At 60.9% G+C, this 22,718-nt stretch carries 19 protein-coding genes; 5 read left to right on the top strand and 14 right to left on the bottom strand.

Going from position 1 to position 22,718, the window contains the following annotated elements:
* The 4 genes from argH to HX821_RS11415 all read right to left on the bottom strand — a co-directional run bounded on the left by argH (window position 1) and on the right by HX821_RS11415 (window position 4,946).
* Complete coding sequence (argH, locus tag HX821_RS11430; RefSeq protein ID WP_023659030.1) at window positions 1–1,506, bottom strand: argininosuccinate lyase; 1,506 nt, start codon at window positions 1,504–1,506, stop codon at window positions 1–3.
* Window positions 1,507–1,511: 5 nt separating this feature from the next.
* The gene (locus HX821_RS11425) at window positions 1,512–3,092 is read right to left on the bottom strand and encodes an ABC transporter substrate-binding protein (protein ID WP_177035757.1); all 1,581 of its coding nucleotides are present in this window, start codon (window positions 3,090–3,092) and stop codon (window positions 1,512–1,514) included.
* 62 nt (window positions 3,093–3,154) lie between these two features.
* Window positions 3,155–4,018, bottom strand: a complete 864-nt coding sequence (locus tag HX821_RS11420; RefSeq protein ID WP_008433279.1) for an ABC transporter permease — start codon at window positions 4,016–4,018, stop codon at window positions 3,155–3,157.
* Window positions 4,019–4,025: 7 nt separating this feature from the next.
* Entirely contained in the window at window positions 4,026–4,946 is a 921-nt protein-coding gene (locus HX821_RS11415) for an ABC transporter permease (RefSeq protein ID WP_003207915.1), read from the bottom strand.
* Window positions 4,947–5,142: 196 nt separating this feature from the next.
* On the opposite strand from HX821_RS11415, the gene HX821_RS11410 reads away from it, so the two are divergent.
* Complete coding sequence (locus tag HX821_RS11410; protein ID WP_087692926.1) at window positions 5,143–6,066, top strand: LysR substrate-binding domain-containing protein; 924 nt, start codon at window positions 5,143–5,145, stop codon at window positions 6,064–6,066.
* Between the two features lie 7 nt (window positions 6,067–6,073).
* Here the strand turns inward: HX821_RS11410 and HX821_RS11405 are convergent, their stop codons facing one another.
* The 4 genes from HX821_RS11405 to HX821_RS11390 form a co-directional block, all read right to left on the bottom strand.
* On the bottom strand, window positions 6,074–7,066 hold the full coding sequence (locus HX821_RS11405; protein WP_003207912.1) for an MBL fold metallo-hydrolase: 993 nt from the start codon (window positions 7,064–7,066) through the stop codon (window positions 6,074–6,076).
* A 116-nt stretch (window positions 7,067–7,182) separates the two neighbouring features.
* Window positions 7,183–8,088, bottom strand: a complete 906-nt coding sequence (locus HX821_RS11400; protein ID WP_003207910.1) for a LysR family transcriptional regulator — start codon at window positions 8,086–8,088, stop codon at window positions 7,183–7,185.
* 22 nt (window positions 8,089–8,110) lie between these two features.
* A complete protein-coding gene (locus tag HX821_RS11395; protein ID WP_177035756.1) occupies window positions 8,111–8,491 on the bottom strand; it encodes a type 1 fimbrial protein in 381 nt (126 codons plus the stop codon).
* A gap of 112 nt (window positions 8,492–8,603) precedes the next feature.
* Complete coding sequence (locus tag HX821_RS11390) at window positions 8,604–9,827, bottom strand: MFS transporter (RefSeq protein ID WP_177009643.1); 1,224 nt, start codon at window positions 9,825–9,827, stop codon at window positions 8,604–8,606.
* Window positions 9,828–9,951: 124 nt separating this feature from the next.
* Between HX821_RS11390 and HX821_RS11385 the strand changes: the two genes are divergently transcribed.
* Window positions 9,952–10,656 (top strand): TetR/AcrR family transcriptional regulator, encoded by a 705-nt coding sequence (locus HX821_RS11385; RefSeq protein WP_087692927.1) that lies wholly within the window; start codon window positions 9,952–9,954, stop codon window positions 10,654–10,656.
* On the opposite strand, the gene HX821_RS11380 is transcribed toward HX821_RS11385, so the two are convergent.
* Entirely contained in the window at window positions 10,559–11,482 is a 924-nt protein-coding gene (locus tag HX821_RS11380) for a LysR family transcriptional regulator (RefSeq protein ID WP_087692928.1), read from the bottom strand. The genes HX821_RS11385 and HX821_RS11380 overlap by 98 nt on opposite strands.
* A 51-nt stretch (window positions 11,483–11,533) precedes the next feature.
* Window positions 11,534–12,430 (bottom strand): LysR family transcriptional regulator, encoded by an 897-nt coding sequence (locus HX821_RS11375; protein WP_008433274.1) that lies wholly within the window; start codon window positions 12,428–12,430, stop codon window positions 11,534–11,536.
* A gap of 117 nt (window positions 12,431–12,547) precedes the next feature.
* Here HX821_RS11375 and HX821_RS11370 point away from each other — a divergent pair, with 117 nt between their 5' ends.
* From HX821_RS11370 to HX821_RS11360, 3 genes are all read left to right on the top strand, one after another.
* Entirely contained in the window at window positions 12,548–13,213 is a 666-nt protein-coding gene (locus HX821_RS11370) for an RraA family protein (RefSeq protein ID WP_134326042.1), read from the top strand.
* A gap of 11 nt (window positions 13,214–13,224) precedes the next feature.
* On the top strand, window positions 13,225–14,433 hold the full coding sequence (locus tag HX821_RS11365) for a pyridoxal phosphate-dependent aminotransferase (RefSeq protein WP_003207899.1): 1,209 nt from the start codon (window positions 13,225–13,227) through the stop codon (window positions 14,431–14,433).
* Between the two features lie 90 nt (window positions 14,434–14,523).
* Window positions 14,524–15,819, top strand: coding sequence for a cation:dicarboxylate symporter family transporter (locus tag HX821_RS11360; RefSeq protein WP_177035755.1), 1,296 nt, complete (start codon window positions 14,524–14,526; stop codon window positions 15,817–15,819).
* Between the two features lie 101 nt (window positions 15,820–15,920).
* Here the strand turns inward: HX821_RS11360 and yghU are convergent, their stop codons facing one another.
* The 4 genes from yghU to HX821_RS11340 form a co-directional block, all read right to left on the bottom strand.
* A complete protein-coding gene (gene yghU / locus HX821_RS11355; protein WP_177023139.1) occupies window positions 15,921–16,754 on the bottom strand; it encodes a glutathione-dependent disulfide-bond oxidoreductase in 834 nt (277 codons plus the stop codon).
* Window positions 16,755–16,887: 133 nt separating this feature from the next.
* The gene (locus HX821_RS11350; RefSeq protein WP_003207893.1) at window positions 16,888–18,315 is read right to left on the bottom strand and encodes an efflux transporter outer membrane subunit; all 1,428 of its coding nucleotides are present in this window, start codon (window positions 18,313–18,315) and stop codon (window positions 16,888–16,890) included.
* On the bottom strand, window positions 18,308–19,489 hold the full coding sequence (locus tag HX821_RS11345; RefSeq protein ID WP_003207891.1) for an efflux RND transporter periplasmic adaptor subunit: 1,182 nt from the start codon (window positions 19,487–19,489) through the stop codon (window positions 18,308–18,310). Before HX821_RS11345 ends, HX821_RS11350 begins: the two co-directional genes overlap by 8 nt.
* A gap of 1 nt (window position 19,490) precedes the next feature.
* On the bottom strand, window positions 19,491–22,679 hold the full coding sequence (locus HX821_RS11340) for an efflux RND transporter permease subunit (protein ID WP_003207890.1): 3,189 nt from the start codon (window positions 22,677–22,679) through the stop codon (window positions 19,491–19,493).
* Window positions 22,680–22,718 lie beyond the last annotated feature (39 nt).

Below are 22,718 nucleotides of genomic sequence, written 5' to 3'. Positions count from 1 at the left end.
TTAATCGACGATCGCCGAGATGGCCGCGTCAAGGTCGGCACGGGATTGATCGACCTTGCGCCGGCTCTGCGCAACCCACTCACGGTCCTGCTCCAGCTCGTTCTGGGCGATCGACAATAATCGCCGGACCTCGTCCGGGCCGACGCCGCCCGCGGAAGTGCGGGTCTCGACAAAACGGCGCGGGTTCAAAGCATCGCGGACCTGGGCATCCGAGTAGCCCAGGGTTGAGCCGACAGTTTCCACGCTGGCTTGATCCAGTGCGGCGCCGGTCACCCCGGCAGGAGCCACGCCCTCGTACAGGCAGTTACGCACCAGGCGGGCCACGATGTGGTGGACCTGGCGGAAAGAGATGCCCCGGTCCCGAACGATCACATCGGCGAGGTTGCTGGCGGTGCACCAACTCCCGGAGAGCAGGGCTGTCATCCGGTCCTCATGCACCACCAAGGTTTCAATGATGCCGGTAAACAGGTCCAACATGCCTTCGGTGGTGGCCAGCGCATCATGGATCAACGGCAGGTCGCGCATCGCCTGGTCGCCGGTGCCTTCGGACCGGAAAGTGGCCAGGGCCGTGCTGAGCCAGGTCACCGATCCACCTGCAGCTTTCTTGATGGTTTCCAAGCCGCTGGGGTTTTTCTTCTGCGGGAAAATACTGCTGGTGCCGCAATAGCCGTCGTGGCTTTCCACCGTTCCAAATTCGACGCTCGACCAGATATGCAGGTCGGTTGCCAGGTCGTTCAGGTCGGCCATGACAAAGGACAGTGCGCCAATCGTCTCTGCTGCGTACCATGCTTCGCGGCCCAGCTTGGAGTTTTCTACCAGGCTGTCGAACCCCAACAGGTGCGTGGTGCGCCCACGGTCCAGCGGCCAGGACGTGCCGGCCAGGCCGACGGCACCAAGGGGGTTGCGATTGACCCGGGTGTAAGCGTGCATCAAGCGGCTGAAGCTGTCGTGCAGCCTCGACGTAAAACTCAAAAGGTAGTGGCCGAACACCCAGGGCTGGGCATGCTGCATATGGGTGTAGCCGGGCATGATGGTGCCCGAATGCGTGGAGGCCTTCTGAATCAACGCCACCTGGAACTCATTGATACGGTCCAGCACCGCCAGGATGCGCTTGCGGTCGTACAGGCGGCGTACCGTTGCCCCTTGGTCTATCCGGCTGCGGCCGGTGTGCATCTGCCCGGCCGAGTCTTCGCCGATCCGGGAGAAAAGGTACGATTCAACCTGAAGCAGGAAGCTGCCTTTCTTTACATCAAACGGGAAGTCGGCGGGAACCATGTCCCGAATCAACCGCAGCTCCGCGAGGATGGCTTGCCCGACCGACACAGAAAGAATCTGCTGTTCAACCAACATCACGGTGTGCGCCAGGTCCACTTCGACAAACTCGTGAAACTGACGTTTCTCGGTCTCAAGTGCCGGAATATCATGGTACTTGACCATGCGTTCAGCGGGAGGAGCACTCAGGCGAGCGTCGGTTAACAGTGTTTCGTTGGCATGTAAATTCGACATTTAAATCACCGCTCAATAAGTTCTACATTCGTCAAATCGATGGTCCCTTCATAATCGACATCCAGGCCATTCAACGCTTTACGCACACCAATTATTTGCTCCTGGTCAAACAGCGGCAGATTGTCCGGGTCTTGTTCCCATAGAATCTGCTGAATCTGGCCGTAATAGGACATGCGTGTTTTTTCATCCAGTTCACGCGAGGCCAACTGAAGTAATTTGTCTACCTGAGGGTTGCTGTAACCCGTGAGATTCTGCGGGTCGCCGCTGGACAACTTTCGACGCAAACGAATATCCGCGTCAGATATGCCCGTTCCCAGTAACCACATGTTTGCGTCATTGCTACCTTTGCCCGTGCCCTTGCCCGGCTCGGGGCGATACAAGTTCTTTTGATACGTTGCCCATTCCCATACCTTAAACTCGGTCTTCAGCCCCACGGCGTTAAGATAGCCTTGGACAACTTCCGAGACCTGGCGATCTTTGGTATAGCGTCCCGCCGGGGTCCATATAACTACGGTGCCTGGATAACCGCCTGGATATACCTCGTTAATTATTTTTCTTGCCGCATCAGGGTCGTACTTCACCGGAGGGAATTCACGTCGGGCTTGCGTACCCTCCGGAAATGGGCCAGTGGGTACTTTTCCATATCCCAACAACACTTTGTCGACCAATGCCTGGCGATCAATCGCCATACTCACCGCCCTCCGTATGCGCGGGTCATCAAAGGGCGGTTTGGTCAGGTTCATTTCAAAGAACACCTGGAATGTGCTGGGTACCCGCAGCAAGGTGGATTTATTCAGTTCCTTTAATTCAATAGCCGCCTCGGGCGATAAATTTGCCGCGATATCCGCATTGTTCGTTCGCAGCTCTATGACTCGGGAAGAATCTTCCCTGACCGGACGGAACACGATGGTTTCCGGTTTTGCCGTTGTTCCATAAAAAGCGTTGTTCTTATGAATAACGGCCTGGTCGTTGGGTATCCAACTATCAAATACGTAGGGCCCGGTACCGACGGGATGGTGCCCATAAGCCCGTCCATATTTAACGACAGCGGCCGGACTGCTGATTGACGAAGATTCTTTTGCCAGTAACTCCAACATTGTGGGTGACGGATTTTTTGTGGTGATGCGTAACTCATTCGGCGCTAGCGCATCCACCGAAGCTATATCCGCATAGTAGGCCCGGTGCGGAGAACCGAGCTTGGGGTTCATGATTCGGTCCAGGTTAAACTTCACCGCTGCAGCATCAAACGCCGTGCCGTCATGAAAGGTAATTCCCGGTTTCAGGATAAAAATCCAATGCCGTCCATCCTCGGACCTTGACCATGACTGCGCCAAATCAGCTACAAACGTGTTATGCCCGTGACCGTCCCATGCGACCAACCGATTAAACAGGTGATTAATCACGTTATAGGAAGGCACACTGCGCGAAATCGCTGGGTCCAGGGTATCGATATCAGCGCCTTGAACGAATGTCAGCTTCTTCAGGTCTTTGGCGTTGGCAACAAACGATAGGCCCGCCGACAGTCCAAGGATGCCGACAACAGCGAAACTCCGTATCAATACTTCCAGGCAATTCAGACGCCGCATAATCTTTCTCGCTTGATAATTCTGGTGGACACACAGGGCGTGTTTAACCGCGCCGAACTCATTTATGCGTTACGTGATTTCGGGTCGATATAGTCTCGCAACGCATCCCCCACAATGTTGAAACTCAATATGGTCAAAACCAGTGCAAATCCGGGCGCAATCAATACGTAGGGATGGGTGGTCAATAACGGCCGCGACTCGGCAATCATCGAGCCCCACTCCGGGGTGGGCGGCGGCGGGCCAAGCCCCAGAAAGCTGAGCCCGGAACCAATGAGGATTGCTTCAGCCAGCGAGACGGTGGCCTGGATAATGACCAGCGAACCGATATTCGGCAGGATATGTATCAGCAGCAGCCGCAGATCGCTGACGCCAATCGACTTGGAGGCCAATACAAACTCGCGGTTTCTCAATGCCATGACCGGCCCGGCAAAGAAACGCACGTAAATCGGGATCGTTGAAATGGCGATGGCCAGTGTCAGGCTTACTATGCTGTTGCCCGCCACCGTGATGACCAGAATGGCAACCAGTGTCCGGGGAAATGCAATCATCGAGTCCATGACCCGCATCACCACCCCGGCGATGGCGCCGTTGTAATAGCCACACGCCGCACCTAAAGCGATGCCAATGACCATCGCAATGCTGACACTTGAAACTGCGACGGTGAGCGTAATTCGTGCCCCCCACACGACTCGACCCAACAAGTCACGGCCCAATTGGTCCGTGCCGAGCCAGGAACTTGCACCGGGCTCGACAAGGGACGTTGATAAGTTGATCTTGGTGACCGAATCCCAATCAAACAACAAAGGGGCAGCTATCGCCGCAGCAACCATCACCAGGATCACGATCAATGAAGCAAACGCGAACCAGCGCTTATTGGAAATAAGGAAACTGACAAAGCCCAACCGATATTTTTTCGGAAGTTTCATATCGGCCTCAGTTGTAAGTGACGCGAGGGTCGAGGACGCCATAAACCAAATCCACCATTAAGTTGATAATTACCACCACCGCGGCAAACACAAGAACTGTGCCTTGGACGACATAAATATCCCGAGCCATGATTGCATCAATCAAGAGCCGCCCCATTCCCGGCCAGGCAAATACTGTCTCGACAATAACCGCGCCACCCAGTAACCGGCCGAAGTCCATACCGAATACTGTCACCAATGGAATGGCCGCATTGGAAAGTGCATGCTTGAGTACTACCTTGTAACTCGGTACACCTTTCGCATAGGCAGTACGAATATAATCTTCCCTCAGCACATCCATCATGGTGGATCGGGCCAGCCGTGAAAAAGTTGCAACATACGGCAAACCAAGTGTCAAGGCCGGTAATATCAGGTGTTGCAGCCCGCCTCTGCCGGTCGGCGGCAACCATCCGAGGTTGGCTGAAAAGATCAGCATCAATATCAGTCCCAGAAAGAAGCCAGGCATTGATATGCCCAGAACTGCAACGGTGGTCAGCGAACTATCAAGGAAGCCTCTGGGCTTCAAAGCGGCCGCAATACCGAGGGGAACACCAATGATGACGGCAAGCAACATTCCGGCAGCGGTCAGTTCAATCGTGGCGGGAAGAGTTCTGGCTATACCTTCGAGCACGGGCGTGAATGTCTGGAATGACTCGCCAAAATCACCCACGACAACTTTCCTGACATAAATAAGGTATTGATTGATTAGCGGCTTATCCAATCCGTAGTTTTGCCTTATTTGCGCAACATCTTCCGCTGTTGCATCCGGACCTGCTGCCAGCTGCGCAGGATCTCCCGGAATAAAGTGCATGACCAGGAAGACCACAATGGAGACTCCCAGCAGCATCGGAAGCAGAAGTAACAACCTGCGGACGGTATAATTCAGCACGCGCTATCCTCTTTTTTATTTTTACTTAAGCGGCACCCGATATTAATAACGGGAACTGCTTTTCTTTGGTAAAACCACGCAACTAAATCATCGCGCCGTTACATGCTTATAGCAAACCGGTAACAGGTTGGACGCACATAACAAAATGTTATACGCTCGCAAAAATGCGCCCTCCAACATTCGATCGAGAGCCACAATGAAACTCAATCCTCGCCAATTGGAAGCTTTCAGGGCGGTCATGCTCACCGGAAGCATGACTATCGCCGCCGAGGCACTTCAGGTCAGTCAACCGGCCATCAGCCGGCTCATCCGCGACCTCGAAATTGTCCTTTCCCTTCGACTGTTTCGCCGTGAAGGCAATCGCCTCATTCCCGGGGCGGAAGCACAGGTGTTGTACGCGGAGGTGGACAAGTTTTATCAAGGCATAGAACGCATCGAGCGGGTTGCAGAGGACCTTGTGACGCTGCGCACCGGCACATTGAGGATCAGTTCAATGAGCACGCTGGGGCTCAGTGTGGTGGCTGAGGGGGTATGCCGATTCGCGCGAAAGCACCCCGAGGTCAGAACCTCGTTGGATGTGCGCAACTCGGTGGGCATCCTGGAACTGACGTCTGCCAACCAGATCGATATTGGTTTTGTGCAGATTCCTTCAGGGGAATATCCCGGGATCCAGGTGATCAACCTGCCACCCATCAGCGCGGTGTGCGTGATGCCGGCCAACGATATGTTGGCCACCAAAGACGTGGTGACCCTGGAGGATTTGCACGGGCGACGCCTGATTACCCTGAACGCCAACAATCCTTTGCAGCGACGCATCACATCAGCCATGGAGGCTCGGGGTGTTGCAGGCGTCTCCAGCGTTGAAACCACCGCCGCGCACTCCGCCTGCGGAATGGTGTCCGGGGGGCTCGGCATCACCGTGTGTGATCCATTCACCGCCTCCTACTCGAAATACCCGGGCCTTACGTTCAGACCGCTGGACCAGGACATACCCTTCGAGGTTTCGATGGTATTTCCGGGTCACCAGCAGCGCTCCAAGCTCGCCTCGGATTTCATGCAGGTCATGGAAGGTATCTTCAGGTCGGAGTTTATTTCCATGATTCCCCGTGAAGCGTACTAATCGCGAGTCACTTCAGTTCGGTTGAGTAATTCAGCGGCACCCATTGCCACGCGGCGCCCTGACCACGCAAATGCCCCAGGCCGGGAAACGAGAGGTGCGCCGCGCCGACCAGCGCGCCCTCTTTCGCAGCCAGGCTGAACACGGTCTCGCGGGCCGTGGTGGCGGCTTTCTTGTCCGTATCAAACTCGATAGTCACCGACGGGTCGGCAAACTGCACGGCACCGGCGTGGATCAGATCACCGGCGACAATCATCTTCTGGCCTTTGCTCTCAACCAGGTAGCTGGTGTGCCCCAGGGTATGGCCATAGCTGGACAGCGCCTTGAACCCCGGCAGGATCTCCCCGCTGCCCTGGAAAGGCTGGAACTTTCCAAGCGCGATATACGGGTTCAAGGAAGCCATTGCACCCTTCGCGAACTCGGGTACGAAGCTGTTGGCGTCGGCCGAGGCAGGCTCCAGCCTCGCCGGCGAGAGCCAGTAATCGGCGTCACGCTTGTCGGCGTGTACCGTGGCGTTCGGAAACACCATCACCCCTTCGGCAACCAGCCCACCCACGTGGTCCGGGTGCATGTGCGTGAGAAGGATGTCATCGACCTGCTCCGGCTTGTAGCCGGCTGCCTGCAGGTTGGCCGCGAGCTTGCCCAGGGTCGGCCCGAAGAGCGCACCAGCGCCGGTATCGATCAGGATGAGCCGAGTGCCGGTATTGACGAGATACGCGTTCGTCGAGGTCTCGGTGGGCACCCCGAGGAACGCCTTGCGCAGTGCGGTAGTGGTCTTGGCAGCCGGCTCATTCAGCAATTTGTCGAACGGTGCATCGATGGTGCCGTCACTCAGCGCGGTGACCTCGAAATCTCCAAGCATCGTGCGATAGTAACCAGGGGCCTGGGTTTTGACTTGGGGCGCGGCGGCAACTGCCACCGCCGGTGCCGCGATGGCTCCCAGTGCCAGGGCAGCAGCAAGGGCCGTGTAATTCAACACGCGGGTAAATGTCAGCTTGGTCATGGTGCAGCTCTCCAGTTGGAATCGGCGGCATCCTATTCAAGCGTTTTTTATAGTTGAAATCGAAACTCCGCATGCCAGGTATGTGTGGCGTAGATACCTGCCAGGGCCTGATGTCGTCAGGAAAGCACGCAGAGCTTGAGTTGTTCGCGCAACCAGAGATGTGCCAGGTCCTTGTCGAACCGTGGATGCCAGGCAGAGAACAAACTGAAGTCGCGCACCTCGAGGGGCAGAGCAAGGGCCGCCAGCGAGCGCTCATAACGGCTCAGGAAACGGGACGGAAGCACACTTACACAGTCGCTGTTCTGCAGCAGCAATGGAACGATGCTGTAGTAAGGCACCGACACCGCGACACGGCGCGCACGCCCCTTCTGCGCGAGCACATCATCAATAAAACCGTGAAAGCTGTTCACGGCACCCGACACCACCACATGCTCCAGGCCCAGGTATTCCTCCAGCGTTGGTGGCGCGGATCCGCGAGGGTGATCGGCGCGCTGGGCCATCTTGAATTCTTCCTGCAGCAGCAACTCGTGCGACAGGTTCCCGATACGGCTGTGTGATACCAGCGCGACGTCAATCTCGCCGCTTTCCAACTGATCGCCAAGCAACACCTGGTCGATCGCACGTATCGAAACCCGGATGCCCCCAGGACTCGCAGCCTGCACAAGCTGCACCAGCCGGGGCGCGACGATCGCAGCGGCGTTATCGTTCGCGCCAATCACAAAGGTCCGGTCCGACTTGGCAGGATCAAAGCATGGAAGGTCACCGACCACCGTCCCCAGTACCTGCAACGCCTGGCGCAACGGCTGACGCAAATGTTCGGCACGTGCTGTCAGCACCATGCCTTTTCCGGACTGAGCAGGCATCAATAAAGGGTCGCCGAACAGGTCACGCAACCGCGACAACTGCGCGGATAACGCCGACTGCGTCAGGTTGAGCTTCGCCGCCGCCCGCGTGACGTTCCTCTCCTCAAGCAAGACGCTGAGGGAAGTCAGGAGCGCGAGGTTGTGTCCAGTCAGGTTCATCGGGTTGATCCACTGCCATCTCTCAAGGTGACGTTAATGTAATCAGATACTGCCCCGACGTCACAGGCCTCCCTTGGCCATCCACCAACGCATATTGCTGCTGGTAATAGCGGTCTCCCCGGCCACTGTCGGCGACCAGCTTCACGTTCACGGCGCTGTGGTCGAGGGCCGTGACCGAGCCCACCGGTTGCACACTGCGCACGCTGATGGCGCTGCCGCGTGCGGACGTAGGGCAATTGTTGAGTTTCATCCCGTTGGCCACGGCGAGCGGTGTGCAAGACGCTTCGACGATGCTGCCGTGAAACGAGATGACTCCCTGCCCCACCGGGCTCGCGGCCATGCAGGCACCGGACAGGCTGAACAACAGGCCAAAATGGATTGCAGACATTCTCTTGATGCGCATGCCGATACTCCCGGGGGTGATAAAGCCTATGCCCCGGGATATCGGCCGAGCAGCAGGTTATTTTAAGATTTGTCTGATGTTAGAAGCGGTTTTTCCAAAGACTTTGGAAATATCAGTGCCCGCCAACCACAGGTTTACCGTGGGCCCGGTGCCCCGGCTTGAAGCCATGGAGTCGCGCGCACCACACAATCGCGAAGCCCACCGCCAGCAACACCAACATTGCCCAGGGGAAAGACGCCACGCCCCAGGTATCCAGCAACACGCCACCCACCACGCCGCTTCCGGCAATCGCGCTGTTCCAGGCCACCACGTTCAGCGACAGTGCCACGTCCGCACCATCCCCGGCTGCGTCCGCCAACGCGGTTTGCAACAGCGTTGCAGCGCCACCAAAACTCAAGCCCCAGACCGCCACACCGAGGTAAATAACGCCCGGCACTTGCGCGAGAAAACCGAACGCCAGGCACGTCGCCGCAAAGCCCGCCAGGCTGACCAGCACCGTCTTGCGCAACGCCACATCCACCAACCGGGCAGTCACCCAAATCCCGAGCAGCGCCGCTATACCAAACACCAACAACACCAGATCCACACGGTCCACCAAGCCCGCCGGAGCCACGAACGGCGCGATGTAGGTATAGAGAATGTTATGGGCGAGCATCCATGAGATCACCACCGCCAGCACTGGCCGCACACCCGGCGTGGTCAGCACCTTGCGCAACGGCATGCGCTGATGGGCCGACTGGCCGGGATAATCCGGCACTTTCACCAGCACCCAGACAATCAGCACCAGGGTCAGTGCCGACATGATCCCGAACGTGGTGCGCCAGCCCACCAGCCCACCCAGCCAGGTGCCCAGCGGTACGCCAAGTGACAGGGCAATCGGCGTTCCTACCATGGCCAGCGCCAACGCCTTGCCCTGCTGATGTGGCTCAACCATGCGCCGCGCATAGCCGGCCAACAAACTCCAGGCCAGCCCCGCCGCCATCCCGGCGAGGAACCGCGCCAGCAACGTCAGCCCGTAGTGGGAGGACAGCGCCGTGATGGAATTGAACAGCAGAAAACCGACGATGGTCAGCAGCAGCACATTGCGCCGCCGCCAGCCGCGAGTCGCGATGGTCAGCGGGATCACCGCCAGCACCGAGCCCAGCGCATACGCGGTGACCATCTGCCCGGCCATGGACGCTGAAACTCCCAGCCCATCGCTGATCAGCGGCAACAGGCCCGCCGGCAGGGTTTCAGTGACGATGCAGATGAAACCGGTCATGGCCAGGGCGAGCAAGGCGCCGATGGGCAAGCGGTCGGGAACGGCGTCTGCCGATAAAGTGGTTGAGGGGGTCACAGGGAAACTCCTTGAGCGAGAGGACTTAAATACCGATCGATATAAATGTTGGGCGACCCACGCAGCGTTGTCAACGACTTATGTATCGACTAGTATTTATCTCATCACCCGAGAGGATTTCCACATGGCACAGATGGGCCGCCCCCGCACCTTCGACCGCGACCAGGCCGTGGAACAGGCCATGCACCTGTTCTGGCAGCACGGTTACGACGCGACGTCCCTGAGCCAGTTGAAAGCCGGATTGGGCGGCGGCATCTCCGCGCCGAGTTTCTACGCGGCGTTCGGCTCCAAGGACGCGCTGTTCCAGGAGTGCGTGCAGCGTTATCTGGCGACGTTCGCCCAGGTCACCGAATGCCTGTGGGATGACAGCCTGCCACCGCGCCAGGCCATCGAGACGGCGTTGCGGCAATCGGCACGCATGCAGTGTGAAGAGGGGCATCCCAAAGGCTGCATGGTAGCCCTGGGCGTGATGAGCGCGCCCTCCCCCGAGAACGCACAAGTCACCCATGGGCTGACCCATTCGCGAGAGCGCACACGGGCGGGCATCGTGCATTGTGTCGAGCGCGGCATCCGGGCGGGCCAGTTACCGGCCGAGACCAACGCCCGTGCCATGGCCACGGTCTACGACAGTTTTCTGCAAGGCGTGTCGATCCTGGCCCGGGATGGCGTCGACGCTGATGCCATCGATACTGCCATTGGCCAATTGATGCTGACCTGGGACTTATCCGCCGCTACAGCGCCGCCCATTCGGCGCGATGCTCCAGCAGAAAATCCACAAACGCCCGCACCCGATGGGGCACATAGCGGCCATGGGGATACAGCAAGGTAAACGGCCGTGAGCGACCACCGTAAGGCTGCAACACTTCCACCAGGCTGCCGTTGGCCAACTCCTCCTCGACGATGAACTTGTAGGTCTGGAATAACCCCGCGCCGTGCTTGGCCAGGGTTACGCCACCCAGCACGTCGTCAGAGCAGCTGTAGCCTGCTTCCCCGGCAAACTCCCGCTCCTTGCCGTCCACCTGGAACAGCCAGGAAATGCGCCGCCCGTTGCTCGGCAATTCGTACTGGATGCACTCATGGTTCGGCAAATCCTCCAGGGCCTGGGGCGTGCCGGCACGCTTCAGGTACGCCGGCGTCGCGACCACCACCAGCCTGGCGTCTTCCAGCAACCGCGCAATCAGCGTCGAGTCCGGCTGGGCCCGCACGCGAATGGCCAGGTCATAACCTTCGGCGACGAAATCGATGTTGCGGTTGCTGATGTGGATATCCACGCTGACTTGCGGGTACAGCGCACGGAATTTCGGCAGCAGCGGCAGGATCCGGTGATGGCCGTAGGTGGTCGGGATGCTGATGCGCAACAGCCCGGACGGCACCGATTGCGCGCCCATCATTTCCTGCTGGGCTTCCACCAGTTGCGTCAGCGCCTGGCGGCATTGCTCGAAAAATGTCCGGCCGCCATCGGTCAGGCGGATGCTGCGGGTGGTGCGCACAAACAGCCGGGAGCCCAGGCGCTCTTCCAACCGCGAGATGCTGCGGCTCACCGCCGCCGGGGTCACGCCTGCCACCTGGGCGGCGGCGGTAAAGCTGCTGGCCTCGGCGGCCAGGCAGAACAGCTCGATGCTGCCCAGCTGCAAATCTTCGAAATGGCGTTTCATGATGGATTACACCGGGTAGGTCTTTAAGGACTCGCTCACTGCTTCGAAAAACTAAAACAACAACCGCGAAAAATCACAACACTGCACCGCCAACTGCGCCACATTCTGGTTCAAGCCAAACTGCCGATCCCCGCGATGCAACGCTACATACCCGACCCTCGGTAGCGCCGGTTCCGTCACCAGCGCGCGCAGCTCCCCGCGCTCGATCAAATGCGACAAACACCCCTTGGGCAAATAACTCACCCCCACCCCCGACAGCGCCAGCCCGACCTGCACCAACAGGTTATGACTGGTCAACTTGCGCGGCATCTGCACAGCATGCGCTGCTAACCAGCGCTCATAAATCAGCCCCGTCCCCGAGTGCGAACCCTGGGTCAACACCGTATACCCGGCCAATGCCTCAAGCCCCACCGGATCAGCCTCGCTGACCAACCCCGGTGCGCACATCCAGGCATTTTCCACACTGCCCAGCGGCGTACTCAGGAAGCGCGAATCACTGTAGGCATCAGGCACGATCACCAGGTCCAGCTCATCACTCTCCAGCTTGCGAAACAGCTCACTGCTCAACTCCACCGACGGCTCGATCTGCACCTTGGGATAGGCCTCGCGCAACGCCTCCACCAGCGCCGGCAACCAGGTGAAAGCCGTCAATTCCGTCACCCCCAGGCGAAACCTGCGCACCAGCACTTCACGGGTGCTGACCCGCTCCAGCATGTAGTCACGACGCTCCAGCAGGTCCTTGGCGTAGTCGAGCAACTCGGCGCCCTTTTCCGTCAACCGCGCATTGCGTTTGCTGCGGTCGAAAATCTCCACATCGAAGGTTTCTTCCAACTCCTGAATGCGCTTGGAAATCGCCGACTGCGACATGTTCAGCTTGTTCGCCGCCGCCTCGAAACTGCCCAGCTCGGCAATCCAGTACAACGCGTCGATTTGCTTGAACGTGATCATCGGCTATCTCCCATGAGAAAAAGCGATCCTATCAGATAATAAAATATCGCTAAAACTGTATGTTCATCACTCCTAAGATCTAGCCACAGACCCATAAGATCAATCGGAGTTACAGCCATGTCCTTGCCCGGTTCCCGCATCCTCCCCAACCCGCCGCTGGCTTCTGCCGAAGTGCTCGAAGCCTTCACTCACGTGGTCACCCCGCACATCAGCGACAACCTCGGCCGGCACATCGGCGCCCGTGGGCTGAACCGCTACAACCGCACCGGCAAGCTGGTGGGCACCGCGCTCACGGTGAAAACCCGCCCCGGCGACAACCTGCTGATCTACAAGGCCTTGAGCATGCTGGAGCCCGGCCACGTGCTGGTGGTGGACGCCCAGGGCGACACCAACAACGCGGTGATCGGCGAACTGGTCAAGCTCTACGCCCAGCAACGCGGCTGCGTGGGGTTTGTGATTGACGGGGCGATTCGCGATGTCGCGAGCTTCGAAGACACCCCTTGCTACGCCCGCAGCGTGGTGCATTGCGGCCCCTACAAGACCGGCCCGGGCGAGGTGAATGTGCCGGTGTCCATCGGCGGCATGCTGATCAACCCGGGGGATGTGCTGGTGGGTGACGAAGATGGCCTGGTCGCCTTCTCCCAGGCCGACGCCGCCGAAGTGCTGCGCAAGGCCGCGCAACACGCGGCCCATGAAGAGCAAGTCAAAGCCGAAATCGCCAGCGGTGCAGTGCGCCAGAGCTGGATCGACAAGGTGTTGCAACAGGCCGGCCTGGCAGGCTGAGGGGAGTCATCATGAGCACTGCCTTTCTGTCCGACCGGGTGCTGGGCATCGCGCCCTCCCCGAGCATCGCCGCCAACGCACTGGTCAGCGAACTGCGCGCCCAGGGCCGGGACATCGTCAACTTCACCGTGGGCGAGCCGGACTTCGATACACCCGCGCATATCCTCGAGGCGGCCAGCGCCGCGATGCACGGTGGCGACACCCACTACACCGCCACCAGCGGCACCCTCGCCCTGCGCCAGGCGATCTGCCTCAAGCTCAAGCGCGATAACCAGCTGGACTATGGGCTGGACGAAGTGATCGCCGGGTGCGGTGGCAAGCACATCATTTATCACGCCCTGGCGGCGACCCTGAATCGCGGCGACGAAGTCATCGTGCACACGCCGTATTGGGTGTCGTACCCGGACATCGCACGGCTGAATGACGCGACGCCGGTGATCATTCCCGGCGACGAGTCACTGGGGTTCAAACTGTCGCCCCAGGCCCTGGAACAAGCGATCACCCCGCGCAGCAAATGGGTGATCCTCAACAGCCCGAACAACCCCAGCGGCGCGGTGTACAACGAGGCCGAACTGCTGGCCCTGGCCGCGGTGCTGCGGCGCCATCCCCATGTGCTGATCATGGCGGACGAGATCTACGAGCACTTCGTCTACGACGATGCCCGCCACGTTTCCCTGACCCGACTCGCACCGGACCTGAAGCCGCGCACGCTGATCGTCAACGGCGCCTCCAAGGGCTACGCCATGACCGGCTGGCGCCTGGGTTTCGGTGCCGGCCCGGCCTGGCTGATCGCGGCCATTGCCAAGCTGCTTTCGCAAACCACCACCTGCCCCAGTTCCCTCAGCCAGGCTGCCGCAGTTGCCGCCTTCGCTGGCGACCAGGCGCCCATCGCAGGGATGCGCGAGGTGTACCAGCAACGCCGCGAACGCATGCTGGGCCTGCTCGAAGACATTCCCGGCGTGAGCTTCACGCCACCGGATGGCGCGTTCTACGTGTTCGCCAACGTCGCCGGGCTGATGGGCAAGACCACCGCCCACGGCGAGCGGATCGACAGTGACACCCAGCTGGCCGAACACCTGCTGCGGGAACACGGCCTGGCCACCGTAAGCGGCGCGGCGTACGGCATGTCGCCGTATATCCGCCTGTCTTTCGCCAGCTCGCTTGACGTAATTGAAGAAGGTTGCCGTCGCCTGAATGAAGCGTGCCATCGATTGCGCTGACGGTTTCCGCCCCACCCGGCGGCCAGGGATGGCCGCTCATTGACTGCCTAGAACAACACTCATAATCATTGATATAAATGAGGCATTCCCATGCACAAGCCCCGCATCGCGCTGGTCTGGCAAATCCTGATCGGCTTGCTCGCCGGCATCGCCATCGGCGCCCTGCTGCACCGTTTTCCCGAATCCCGGCCGTGGCTGGTGGACAACCTGCTGCAACCGGCGGGCGATATCTTTATCAAGCTGATGAAGATGATCGTCGTGCCCATCGTGTTTGCCTGCATGGTGGTGGGCATTGCCGGGCACGGTGACGGTAAATCCCTGGGACGCATCGGGGTCAAGTCCCTGGGCTATTTCTTCTGCATCACCACCCTGGCGATCATCGTCGGGCTGGTGATGGGCAACCTGCTCCAGCCGGGTGCCGGTACCGAACTGGCCAGCCTGCAAGCGAGTGCCGTGACCTTGCCCACCAGCAGCGCCGGCGGCGGCCACAGCCTGGGGCAGATCATTGTCGGGATCATTCCGGACAACGTCATCAACGCCATGGCCCAGGGCAGCCTGCTGTCGGTGCTGTTCTTCGCGGTGATGTTTGGCCTCGGGGTTTCGCGCTTGCCCGCCGAGCGCAAAGACCCGGTGATTGCCCTGCTGCGCGGGGTGTCGGAGGCGATGTTCAAGGTCACGTCGATGATCATGGCCTATTCGCCCATCGGCGTGTTCGGGATGATCGCAGTGACCGTGGCCAACTTCGGTTTCAGCTCGCTGTTGCCGTTGGCCAAGCTGATCCTGGTCAGCTACGTGTCGATTGCTTTCTTCGTGCTGGTGGTGCTCAACCTGGTGGCGCGGCTGTGGGGGATCAACCTGTTTGCGTTGATGCGACATATCAAGGATGAACTGATCCTGGCGTTCTCCACCGCCAGTTCGGCGGCGGTGATGCCGCAACTGATGAAGAAACTCGAAACCTACGGCGTGCCGCCTTCACTGGTGAGCTTTGTGGTGCCGGTGGGGTATTCGTTCAACCTGGACGGTGCGTCGCTGTTCCTGGGGATCGGCACGCTGTTTGTGGCGCAGCTGTATGGCATCGACCTGAGCCTGGGCGACCAGGCCCTGCTGGTGGTGACCATGGTGCTGACATCCAAGGGCGCGGCCGGGGTGCCGGGGTTCATGTTCGTGATTCTGTCGGCGACCCTGGCGAGTGCGGGCTTGCCGTTGGAGGGCATCGCCTTCATCGCCGGGGTGTATCGCCTGATGGAAATGCCGACCACCGCGTTGAACGTGCTGGGCAATGCCCTGGCACCGCTGGTGATTGCCAAGTGGGAACGCCGTGAAGGCACCGCTGAAACCTGTGGCGAGGGAGCTTGCTCCCGCTGGGCCGCGAAGCGGCCCCAATAAGCATCCCGCATTCTTTCAGGTAGAACGTGGGCGCAGGTTCTGGGGCTGCTGCGCAGCCCAGCGGGAGCAAGCTCCCTCGCCACAAGGGTGGGTGTGGTGGGTCAGTCGAGGTCCGACGCCTCATGCCGCTCGCGCAGTTGCTCTGACGGCTCGCCCGACACACGGTTGACCCGGCGCCCACGCTGCACCGCCGGCCGCGCTTCGATGGCATTGGCCCAGCGCACGACGTGCTTGTAATCCTGCACCGAGAGAAACTCCCCCGCCTCATACAAGCGGCCTTTCACCAGGCCGCCGTACCACGGCCAGATCGCCATGTCGGCGATGGTGTACTCATCCCCGGCAATGTATTCGTGCTCGGCCAATTGCTTGTCCAGTACGTCCAGTTGGCGCTTGGTTTCCATGGCGAAGCGGTCGATGGCATATTCGATCTTGGTCGGCGCGTAGGCATAGAAATGCCCGAAACCACCGCCCAGGTACGGCGCGCTGCCCATCTGCCAGAACAACCACGACAGGCATTCGGCACGGGCCGCCGGTTCGGTGGGCAGGAACGCGCCGAACTTCTCGGCCAGGTACTGCAGGATCGCACCCGACTCGAACACCCGAATCGGCTTGGGCCCGCTGCGGTCCAGCAGCGCGGGAATCTTCGAGTTCGGATTGACCCCGACGAAACCGCTGCCGAACTGGTCGCCGTCACCGATCCTGATCAACCACGCATCGTATTCCGCCCCCTGGTGACCCAGGGCCAGCAGCTCTTCCAGCAGGATCGTGACCTTCTGGCCATTGGGCGTTGCCAACGAATACAGCTGCAACGGATGACGGCCTACCGGCAATTCCTTGTCGTGGGTCGCGCCGGCAATGGGCCGGTTGATGCTGGCGAAGGTGCCGCCGTTTTGGGTCTTCCAGGTCCAGACTTTTGGCGGTACGTAATCAGTCATGCCACTACTCCTTGGATTCAATGTTCACAACAACTAACGGCAGGAGCGAGCTTGCTCGCGAAAAACTCGAGGGCGCCGTGTTCTTTCAGGATGCCCGCGGTGTGGTCGACGACCTTCGCGAGCACGCTCGCTCCTACAGGTTCTTTTGGGCCAGTTGGGCCATATTCCAACCGCCACCCAATGCCTTGATCAGCCCTACGTTGGCGCTTAACTGTTGAGTCTGCAGATCCAGCACCGTGCGCTGTGCCTGCAACGACGCTACCTGCGCCGTCACCACGTCCAGGTACGCCGCGCCACCCTGGCGATAGCGTGCCAGGGACAAGTCCTCGGCGTACTGCGCGGCTGCCGCCGCATCGCGCTGGTCAACCAGGGCGGTGTCGAGCCCGGAGATGATCGACAGGTTGTTCTCCACCTGCTCGAACGCGGTCAACACTACACCACGATACTTGGCTGCGGCTTCATCTGTTGCCGCCTTGGCACTGTCCACCCCGGCCTGGCGCGCGCCGCCGTCAAAAATCGTCCCCACCAGCGACGGGCCGATGGCCCAGAAAATGTTGGGCGCGCTCAACAAGTGCGCGAACTCATCACTCTGGAAACCTCCCTGGGCACTCAGGGTAAGGGCCGGGAACCAGGCGGCTTTCGCCACCCCTATGCGCGCATTGGCCGAGGCAATCCGACGCTCGGCAGCGGCGATGTCCGGCCGACGCTGCAACAGCGTAGACGGTACACCGGTGGGCACGCCGGGCAAGGCGATATCCGCGACGCTTGGGGCAATCGCGTAGGTCGATGCGGACTCACCCAGCATCGCCGCTATCGAGTGTTCAAGCACTGCACGCTGCACCAAATTCTGGCTCAGCTGCGACTTGACCGTCGACAGTTGGGTACGCGCCCGCGCCACGTCCAGCCCGGAGACGATACCGCCGCCGTGCAAGCCTTCGGTCAGGCTCAGGGCCTTGGCATAGGCATCGCTGGTTTCCTGCAGCAACTGGTCTTGCCGGTCAATGCCACGCAGGCGGATGTAGCTGTCGGCCAATTGCGCCTGCAAGCTCAGACGCACCGAAGCCAGGTCGGCCTTGGCGGCCTGGGCGTCGCTGGTGCCGGCGGCAACGGTGTCGCGCACACGGCCCCAGAGGTCGACTTCATAGTCCAGCTCTACCCCCACTGTCCCGGAATCGTAAACATTCGGCGGGCTGGCCGAGCGCAGTGGCCGGGTGTCCGACTGGCGAATGCGCTGGGCATTGCTGGAACCGATCAGCTTTGGAAACAGCCCGGATTGCGCCTGGGCCAAAAACGCCTGGGCCTGGGAATAGTGAGCCAGTGCCGCGCTCAAGTCCGGGTTGCTTTGCAGCAACTGCTGCTCCATCGCATCCAGTTGCGGGTCCTTGTAGATGTGCCACCAACCGTCGCGACTCGCCTGGTCGTTCGGCGTGCCGACGGTCCAAGGTCCCTGGGTATGGAACTGCGCGGCGATGGGTACCTCCGGCACGTCCAGCGGCGGCGCAAGATGGCAGGCGCCCAGGCCCAGGGTCGCGACCAATACCAGGCAAGTGCGCTTAGCCATGGGGTTTGGCCTCCACGGGATTGGCGGCCAGTTGCACCGAATCGTCGTCGGCCAGGCCGTCGGGCGGGGTGTCGATCACGCGGTCGGTGGCGACCAGGCCGCTGCCGATTTCCACGCTGTCACCGAAGTCCCGGGCGATGGTCACGGTCTTGAAGTGCACATGATTATTCGCGTCGAGGGTGGCCACGCGCATGCCCTTGTCATCGAACACCAGGGCGCTGGCAGGCAGGCGCAGCACGTCGGTCTGCACCGGCAAGGTGAACTGCACGCTGGTGTAGCCGCCCGGCAACAGGCGGCTGCCGGGGTTCTCCACCAACAGTTGCACCAGGGTGCTGCCGGACGCGGCGTTCACCGCATCGGCAGTGGCGATCACCTTGGCGTTGAAGGTTTCACCGCGATACTCCGGCACGCTCAGACGCGCCACGGTGCCCACCTGGATCTGCGGCGCCGACGACTGCGGCACCTGCACATACACCCGCAGGCGGCTGACGTCAGAGACCGCGAACAGCTCTTTGCCAGTGGCACCACCGGCACTGATCAACGCCCCCACATCGGTGGAGCGTGCAGTGACCACGCCGGCGAACGGCGCAGTCAAACGCTGGAAGCCCTTGGTGGCAACCAACTGGTCGACGTTGGCCCTGGCCGCGACCACTTTGGCCTGCTTGGCAGTCAGGTCGCCGGTGCGCTCATCCACGTCCTGGCGCGACACCGAGTCCGACGAAAGCATTGCCTGCCAGCGCTTGGCGGTGGTCTGTGCCAGCGACTCGTCGGCCTGGGCCGAAGCCAGCACGGCCTTGGCTTGCAGCAGTTGCTGATCGAGCTCCGGCGTGTCGATTTCGGCCAGCAGTTGCCCGGCCTTCACGTGGTCGCCGATGTCGACGTTCCAGGTCTTGAGGTAACCATTGACCCGGGCAAAGATCGACGCCCGGGAGTACGCCTCAAGGCGCCCCGGCAGGTTCAGGATCGGACCCTGGGGCTGCACGCTCGGGGTGATCAGGATCACGCTGGGCAACGCCTGGGCATCGGTCCAGGTTTTCAGGTCATGGGATTCGCTGGCGCGCACGCCGATGCCGAATACCACCACGGCAACCAGGACCACCAGCCCCAGCACCAGCCAGAGCAGACCACGGGATTTACGGCGGGGCGAACCCGGATTGGAAACGGAAGCAGACATGTCAAACCCCTTGAGTGGCGGTGGTCGCAAGCGTGGCGTGCTGACGCCGCCCGTGCACAAGACTGAAAATCAGCGGAACCAGGAACAACGTGGCAATGGTGGCGAAGGCCAGCCCGCCGATGACCGCACGGCCCAGCGGGGCGTTCTGTTCGCCGCCCTCCCCCAGGCTCAGCGCCATCGGCGCCATGCCGATGATCATCGAAATCGCGGTCATCAATACCGGGCGCAGACGGGTAAAGCCGGCTTCAAGCGCCGCCTGCACCGCATCCCCGTGCACGGCCAGGCGTTCGCGGCAGAAGCTCACCACGAGGATGGCGTTGGCGGTGGCCACGCCCATGCACATGATCGCCCCGGTCAGCGCCGGTACCGACAGCGGCGTGTGGGTGATGAACAGCATCCACACGATGCCCGCGAGCGCCGCCGGCAAGGCGGTGATGATCACGAACGGGTCAGCCCACGACTGGAAGTTGACCACGATCAGCAGGTAGATCAGCACCACCGCGCCAAGCAGGCCAAACAGCAAGCCACTGAAGGCCGCGTTCATGGTTTGCACCTGGCCCTGCAACAGCACCTTGGAGCCGGTGGGCACTTCGCTGGCGTGGGCGGCGATGATCTTCTGGATGTCGGCGGCAACGGCACCGAGGTCGCGGCCCTGGATTGCGGTCAACACCTCGACCACCGGCTGGATGTCCGACTGGGTCACCACCGAGTTCGCGTGGCTGCGTTCGATGGACGCCAGGCCGCCGAGGGTCTGGTCTTGCGCCGAACCGGGGCTGCCGCTCAACGGCAGGTTATGCAGGGCGGCCAGGGTGTCGAGGCCGTACTGCGGGGTTTGCATCACAATCGGATAAGACACGCCGTTGGCCGGGTTGAGCCAGAACGTCGGCGCCACCTGGCTGGAACCCGCCAGGTTGACCACCAGGCTGTTGGTCACATCGCGCTCGTTCAGGCCCACCAGTTGGGCCTGGGTACGGTCCACATCGATCTTGAACGTGGGCAGTTGCCGCGACTGCTGGATACGCGCATCCACCACACCCGGCACCCGCCGGATTTCCCGCAGCAACGTGCTGGCGTAGGTGAAGTTGGCGGGCAGGTTATTGCCGCTGACTTGCACATCCACCGGCGCCGAAGAACCGAAGTTGAGGATCTGCCCGACGATGTCCGAAGCCGGGAACGAGAACACCGCATTCGGGAATTCACGGGGCAGCCGCTCCCGCAGTTCGCGCATGTATTCGGCGGTGGGACGATGGCCCTCTTTCAGGCTGATCTGGATGTCGCTGTCCTGTGAACCCACGGTGCCGGTGTTGTTGTAGGCCACGTTGATCCCGCTGATGGCCAGGCCGATATTGTCGACGATGGCCGCCAGCTCCCGGGGCTCGATCACGTTATGAATGGTGTTCTCGATCTGCGAGACCAGCCGCGCATTGCTCTCGACCCGCGTGCCGATCGGTGCACGCACATGCAACAGGATCTGCCCGGAGTCGACGTCGGGGAAGAAGTTGCGACCCAGGAATGGCACCAGCGCAAACGACACGGCGACGAACGCCAGCATCGCGATCACCGCGATACGACGGTGGTGCAAGGCACTCTCCAATGCCCCGTGGTAAACCCCGCGAAACGCCTCGAACTGGCGCTCGAACCCGCGCTGGAATTTCACCAGCGGGTTGCTCGACGGCACCACCACCGGCGTACCGTCCGCATGATGTTCGTGAGGCTTGAGCAGGTAATTGGCGAGGGTCGGCACCAGGGTTCGCGAGAGGATGAACGAGGCGATCATCGCGAAGATCACCGCTTCGGCCATCGGCACAAACAGGAAGCGCGCCACGCCTTCCAGGAAAAACATCGGCACAAACACGATGCAGATACACAGCAGCGACACGAACGCCGGCGTGACGATCTGCGCCGCGCCGTCGAGGATCGCCGTCTCCACCGGCTTGCCCTGTTCCAGGTGCCAGTTGATGTTTTCGATGGTCACCGTAGCGTCATCCACCAGGATCCCCACGGCCAATGCCAGGCCGCCGAGGGTCATGATGTTGAGGGTTTCGCCGAGCGCCGACAGCGTGGCAATCGACGACAGGATGGCCAATGGGATCGACGTGGCGATGATCACCGTGGAGCGCCAACTGCCGAGGAACAACAGGATCATCAGGCTGGTCAACGCGGCGGCAATGATCCCTTCCCGGGCGACGCCGCTGATGGCCGAGCGCACGAACAGCGACTGGTCGCCGATCAGGTCGATATTCAGGTTGGGCGGCAAGGCGCCTTTGTTGTCGGCCAGTTTGTCCTTGATCCCGGCGATCACCCCGAGGGTCGAGGCCGAACCGGTCTTGAGCACCGGCAGCAGCACGGAGCGGTTGCCGTTGACGTGCACGATGTTGGTCTGCGGCGGGTTGCCGTCACGCACCGTGGCCACGTCACGAATCAACACGGTGGTGCCGTCGGCGGTCTTGATCGGCAGGTTTTCCAGGTCGTGGAAGTCCGTCGGCGAGTTGTTCAGTTGCAGGTTGAACTCGTAGCTGCCGATCTTTTGCGTGCCCACCGGGGTGATCAGGTTCTGCGTGGCCAGGGCAGTGGCCACGTCCTGCGCCGAGAGACCACGGGCCTGCATGCGTGCGGAGTCGAGGTCGATCTGCACCTGGCGGGTCTTGCCGCCGAAGGGGTATGGCAGTGCGGCACCGGGCACCGTGGTCAGCATCAGGCGCACGGTGTTGAGGCCCAGGTCACCGAGTTTCTGTTCGCTGAGGCCTTTGCCGGACAACGCCAACTGCACGATCGGCACTGTCGAGGCGCTGTAGTTGAGGATCAGCGGCGGCGTGGTGCCCGGCGGCAGTTGACGCAGGATGGCCTGGGACACCGAAGTCATCTGCGCGTTGGCCGTACTGATGTTGACTCCCGGCTGGAAGAACACCTTGACGATTCCGTAGCCGTTCAGCGATTGCGCCTCGATATGGCGGATGTCGTTGACCGTGGTGGTCAGCACCCGCTCGAACGGCGAGGTGATGCGGCCGGCCATCTGGTCCGGCGGCAAGCCGGTGTACTGCCAGATCACGGCAATCACGGGGATGCGAATTTCGGGGAAGATGTCGGTCGGTGTACGCCAGGCCGCGAGCGGGCCCACAATCAGAATGAAAATAGCCAATACCAGGAAGGTATAGGGGCGCCGCAATGCGATGCGCACGAGGTTGAGCATAGATGTGATCCAGACAGGAAGTTGATGACTGAAGGAGGT

This window comes from Pseudomonas sp. B6001 (assembly GCF_013386015.1).
Lineage (GTDB): Bacteria > Pseudomonadota > Gammaproteobacteria > Pseudomonadales > Pseudomonadaceae > Aquipseudomonas.
The sequence above is the reverse complement of the archived record's forward strand: the minus strand, read 5'-3'. Positions and strand labels throughout refer to the sequence as shown.

Coding starts and splice junctions, on each gene's coding strand:
- HX821_RS11425 (WP_177035757.1), bottom strand. CDS start 3,092: ATGCGGCGTCTGAATTGCCTGGAAGTATTGATACGGAGTTTCGCTGTT.
- HX821_RS11400 (WP_003207910.1), bottom strand. CDS start 8,088: ATGAACCTGACTGGACACAACCTCGCGCTCCTGACTTCCCTCAGCGTC.
- HX821_RS11380 (WP_087692928.1), bottom strand. CDS start 11,482: ATGAAACGCCATTTCGAAGATTTGCAGCTGGGCAGCATCGAGCTGTTC.
- HX821_RS11365 (WP_003207899.1), top strand. CDS start 13,225: ATGAGCACTGCCTTTCTGTCCGACCGGGTGCTGGGCATCGCGCCCTCC.
- argH (WP_023659030.1), bottom strand. CDS start 1,506: ATGTCGAATTTACATGCCAACGAAACACTGTTAACCGACGCTCGCCTG.
- HX821_RS11385 (WP_087692927.1), top strand. CDS start 9,952: ATGGCACAGATGGGCCGCCCCCGCACCTTCGACCGCGACCAGGCCGTG.
- HX821_RS11410 (WP_087692926.1), top strand. CDS start 5,143: ATGAAACTCAATCCTCGCCAATTGGAAGCTTTCAGGGCGGTCATGCTC.
- yghU (WP_177023139.1), bottom strand. CDS start 16,754: ATGACTGATTACGTACCGCCAAAAGTCTGGACCTGGAAGACCCAAAAC.
- HX821_RS11350 (WP_003207893.1), bottom strand. CDS start 18,315: ATGGCTAAGCGCACTTGCCTGGTATTGGTCGCGACCCTGGGCCTGGGC.
- HX821_RS11375 (WP_008433274.1), bottom strand. CDS start 12,430: ATGATCACGTTCAAGCAAATCGACGCGTTGTACTGGATTGCCGAGCTG.
- HX821_RS11395 (WP_177035756.1), bottom strand. CDS start 8,491: ATGCGCATCAAGAGAATGTCTGCAATCCATTTTGGCCTGTTGTTCAGC.
- HX821_RS11345 (WP_003207891.1), bottom strand. CDS start 19,489: ATGTCTGCTTCCGTTTCCAATCCGGGTTCGCCCCGCCGTAAATCCCGT.
- HX821_RS11360 (WP_177035755.1), top strand. CDS start 14,524: ATGCACAAGCCCCGCATCGCGCTGGTCTGGCAAATCCTGATCGGCTTG.
- HX821_RS11405 (WP_003207912.1), bottom strand. CDS start 7,066: ATGACCAAGCTGACATTTACCCGCGTGTTGAATTACACGGCCCTTGCT.
- HX821_RS11420 (WP_008433279.1), bottom strand. CDS start 4,018: ATGAAACTTCCGAAAAAATATCGGTTGGGCTTTGTCAGTTTCCTTATT.
- HX821_RS11370 (WP_134326042.1), top strand. CDS start 12,548: ATGTCCTTGCCCGGTTCCCGCATCCTCCCCAACCCGCCGCTGGCTTCT.
- HX821_RS11340 (WP_003207890.1), bottom strand. CDS start 22,679: ATGCTCAACCTCGTGCGCATCGCATTGCGGCGCCCCTATACCTTCCTG.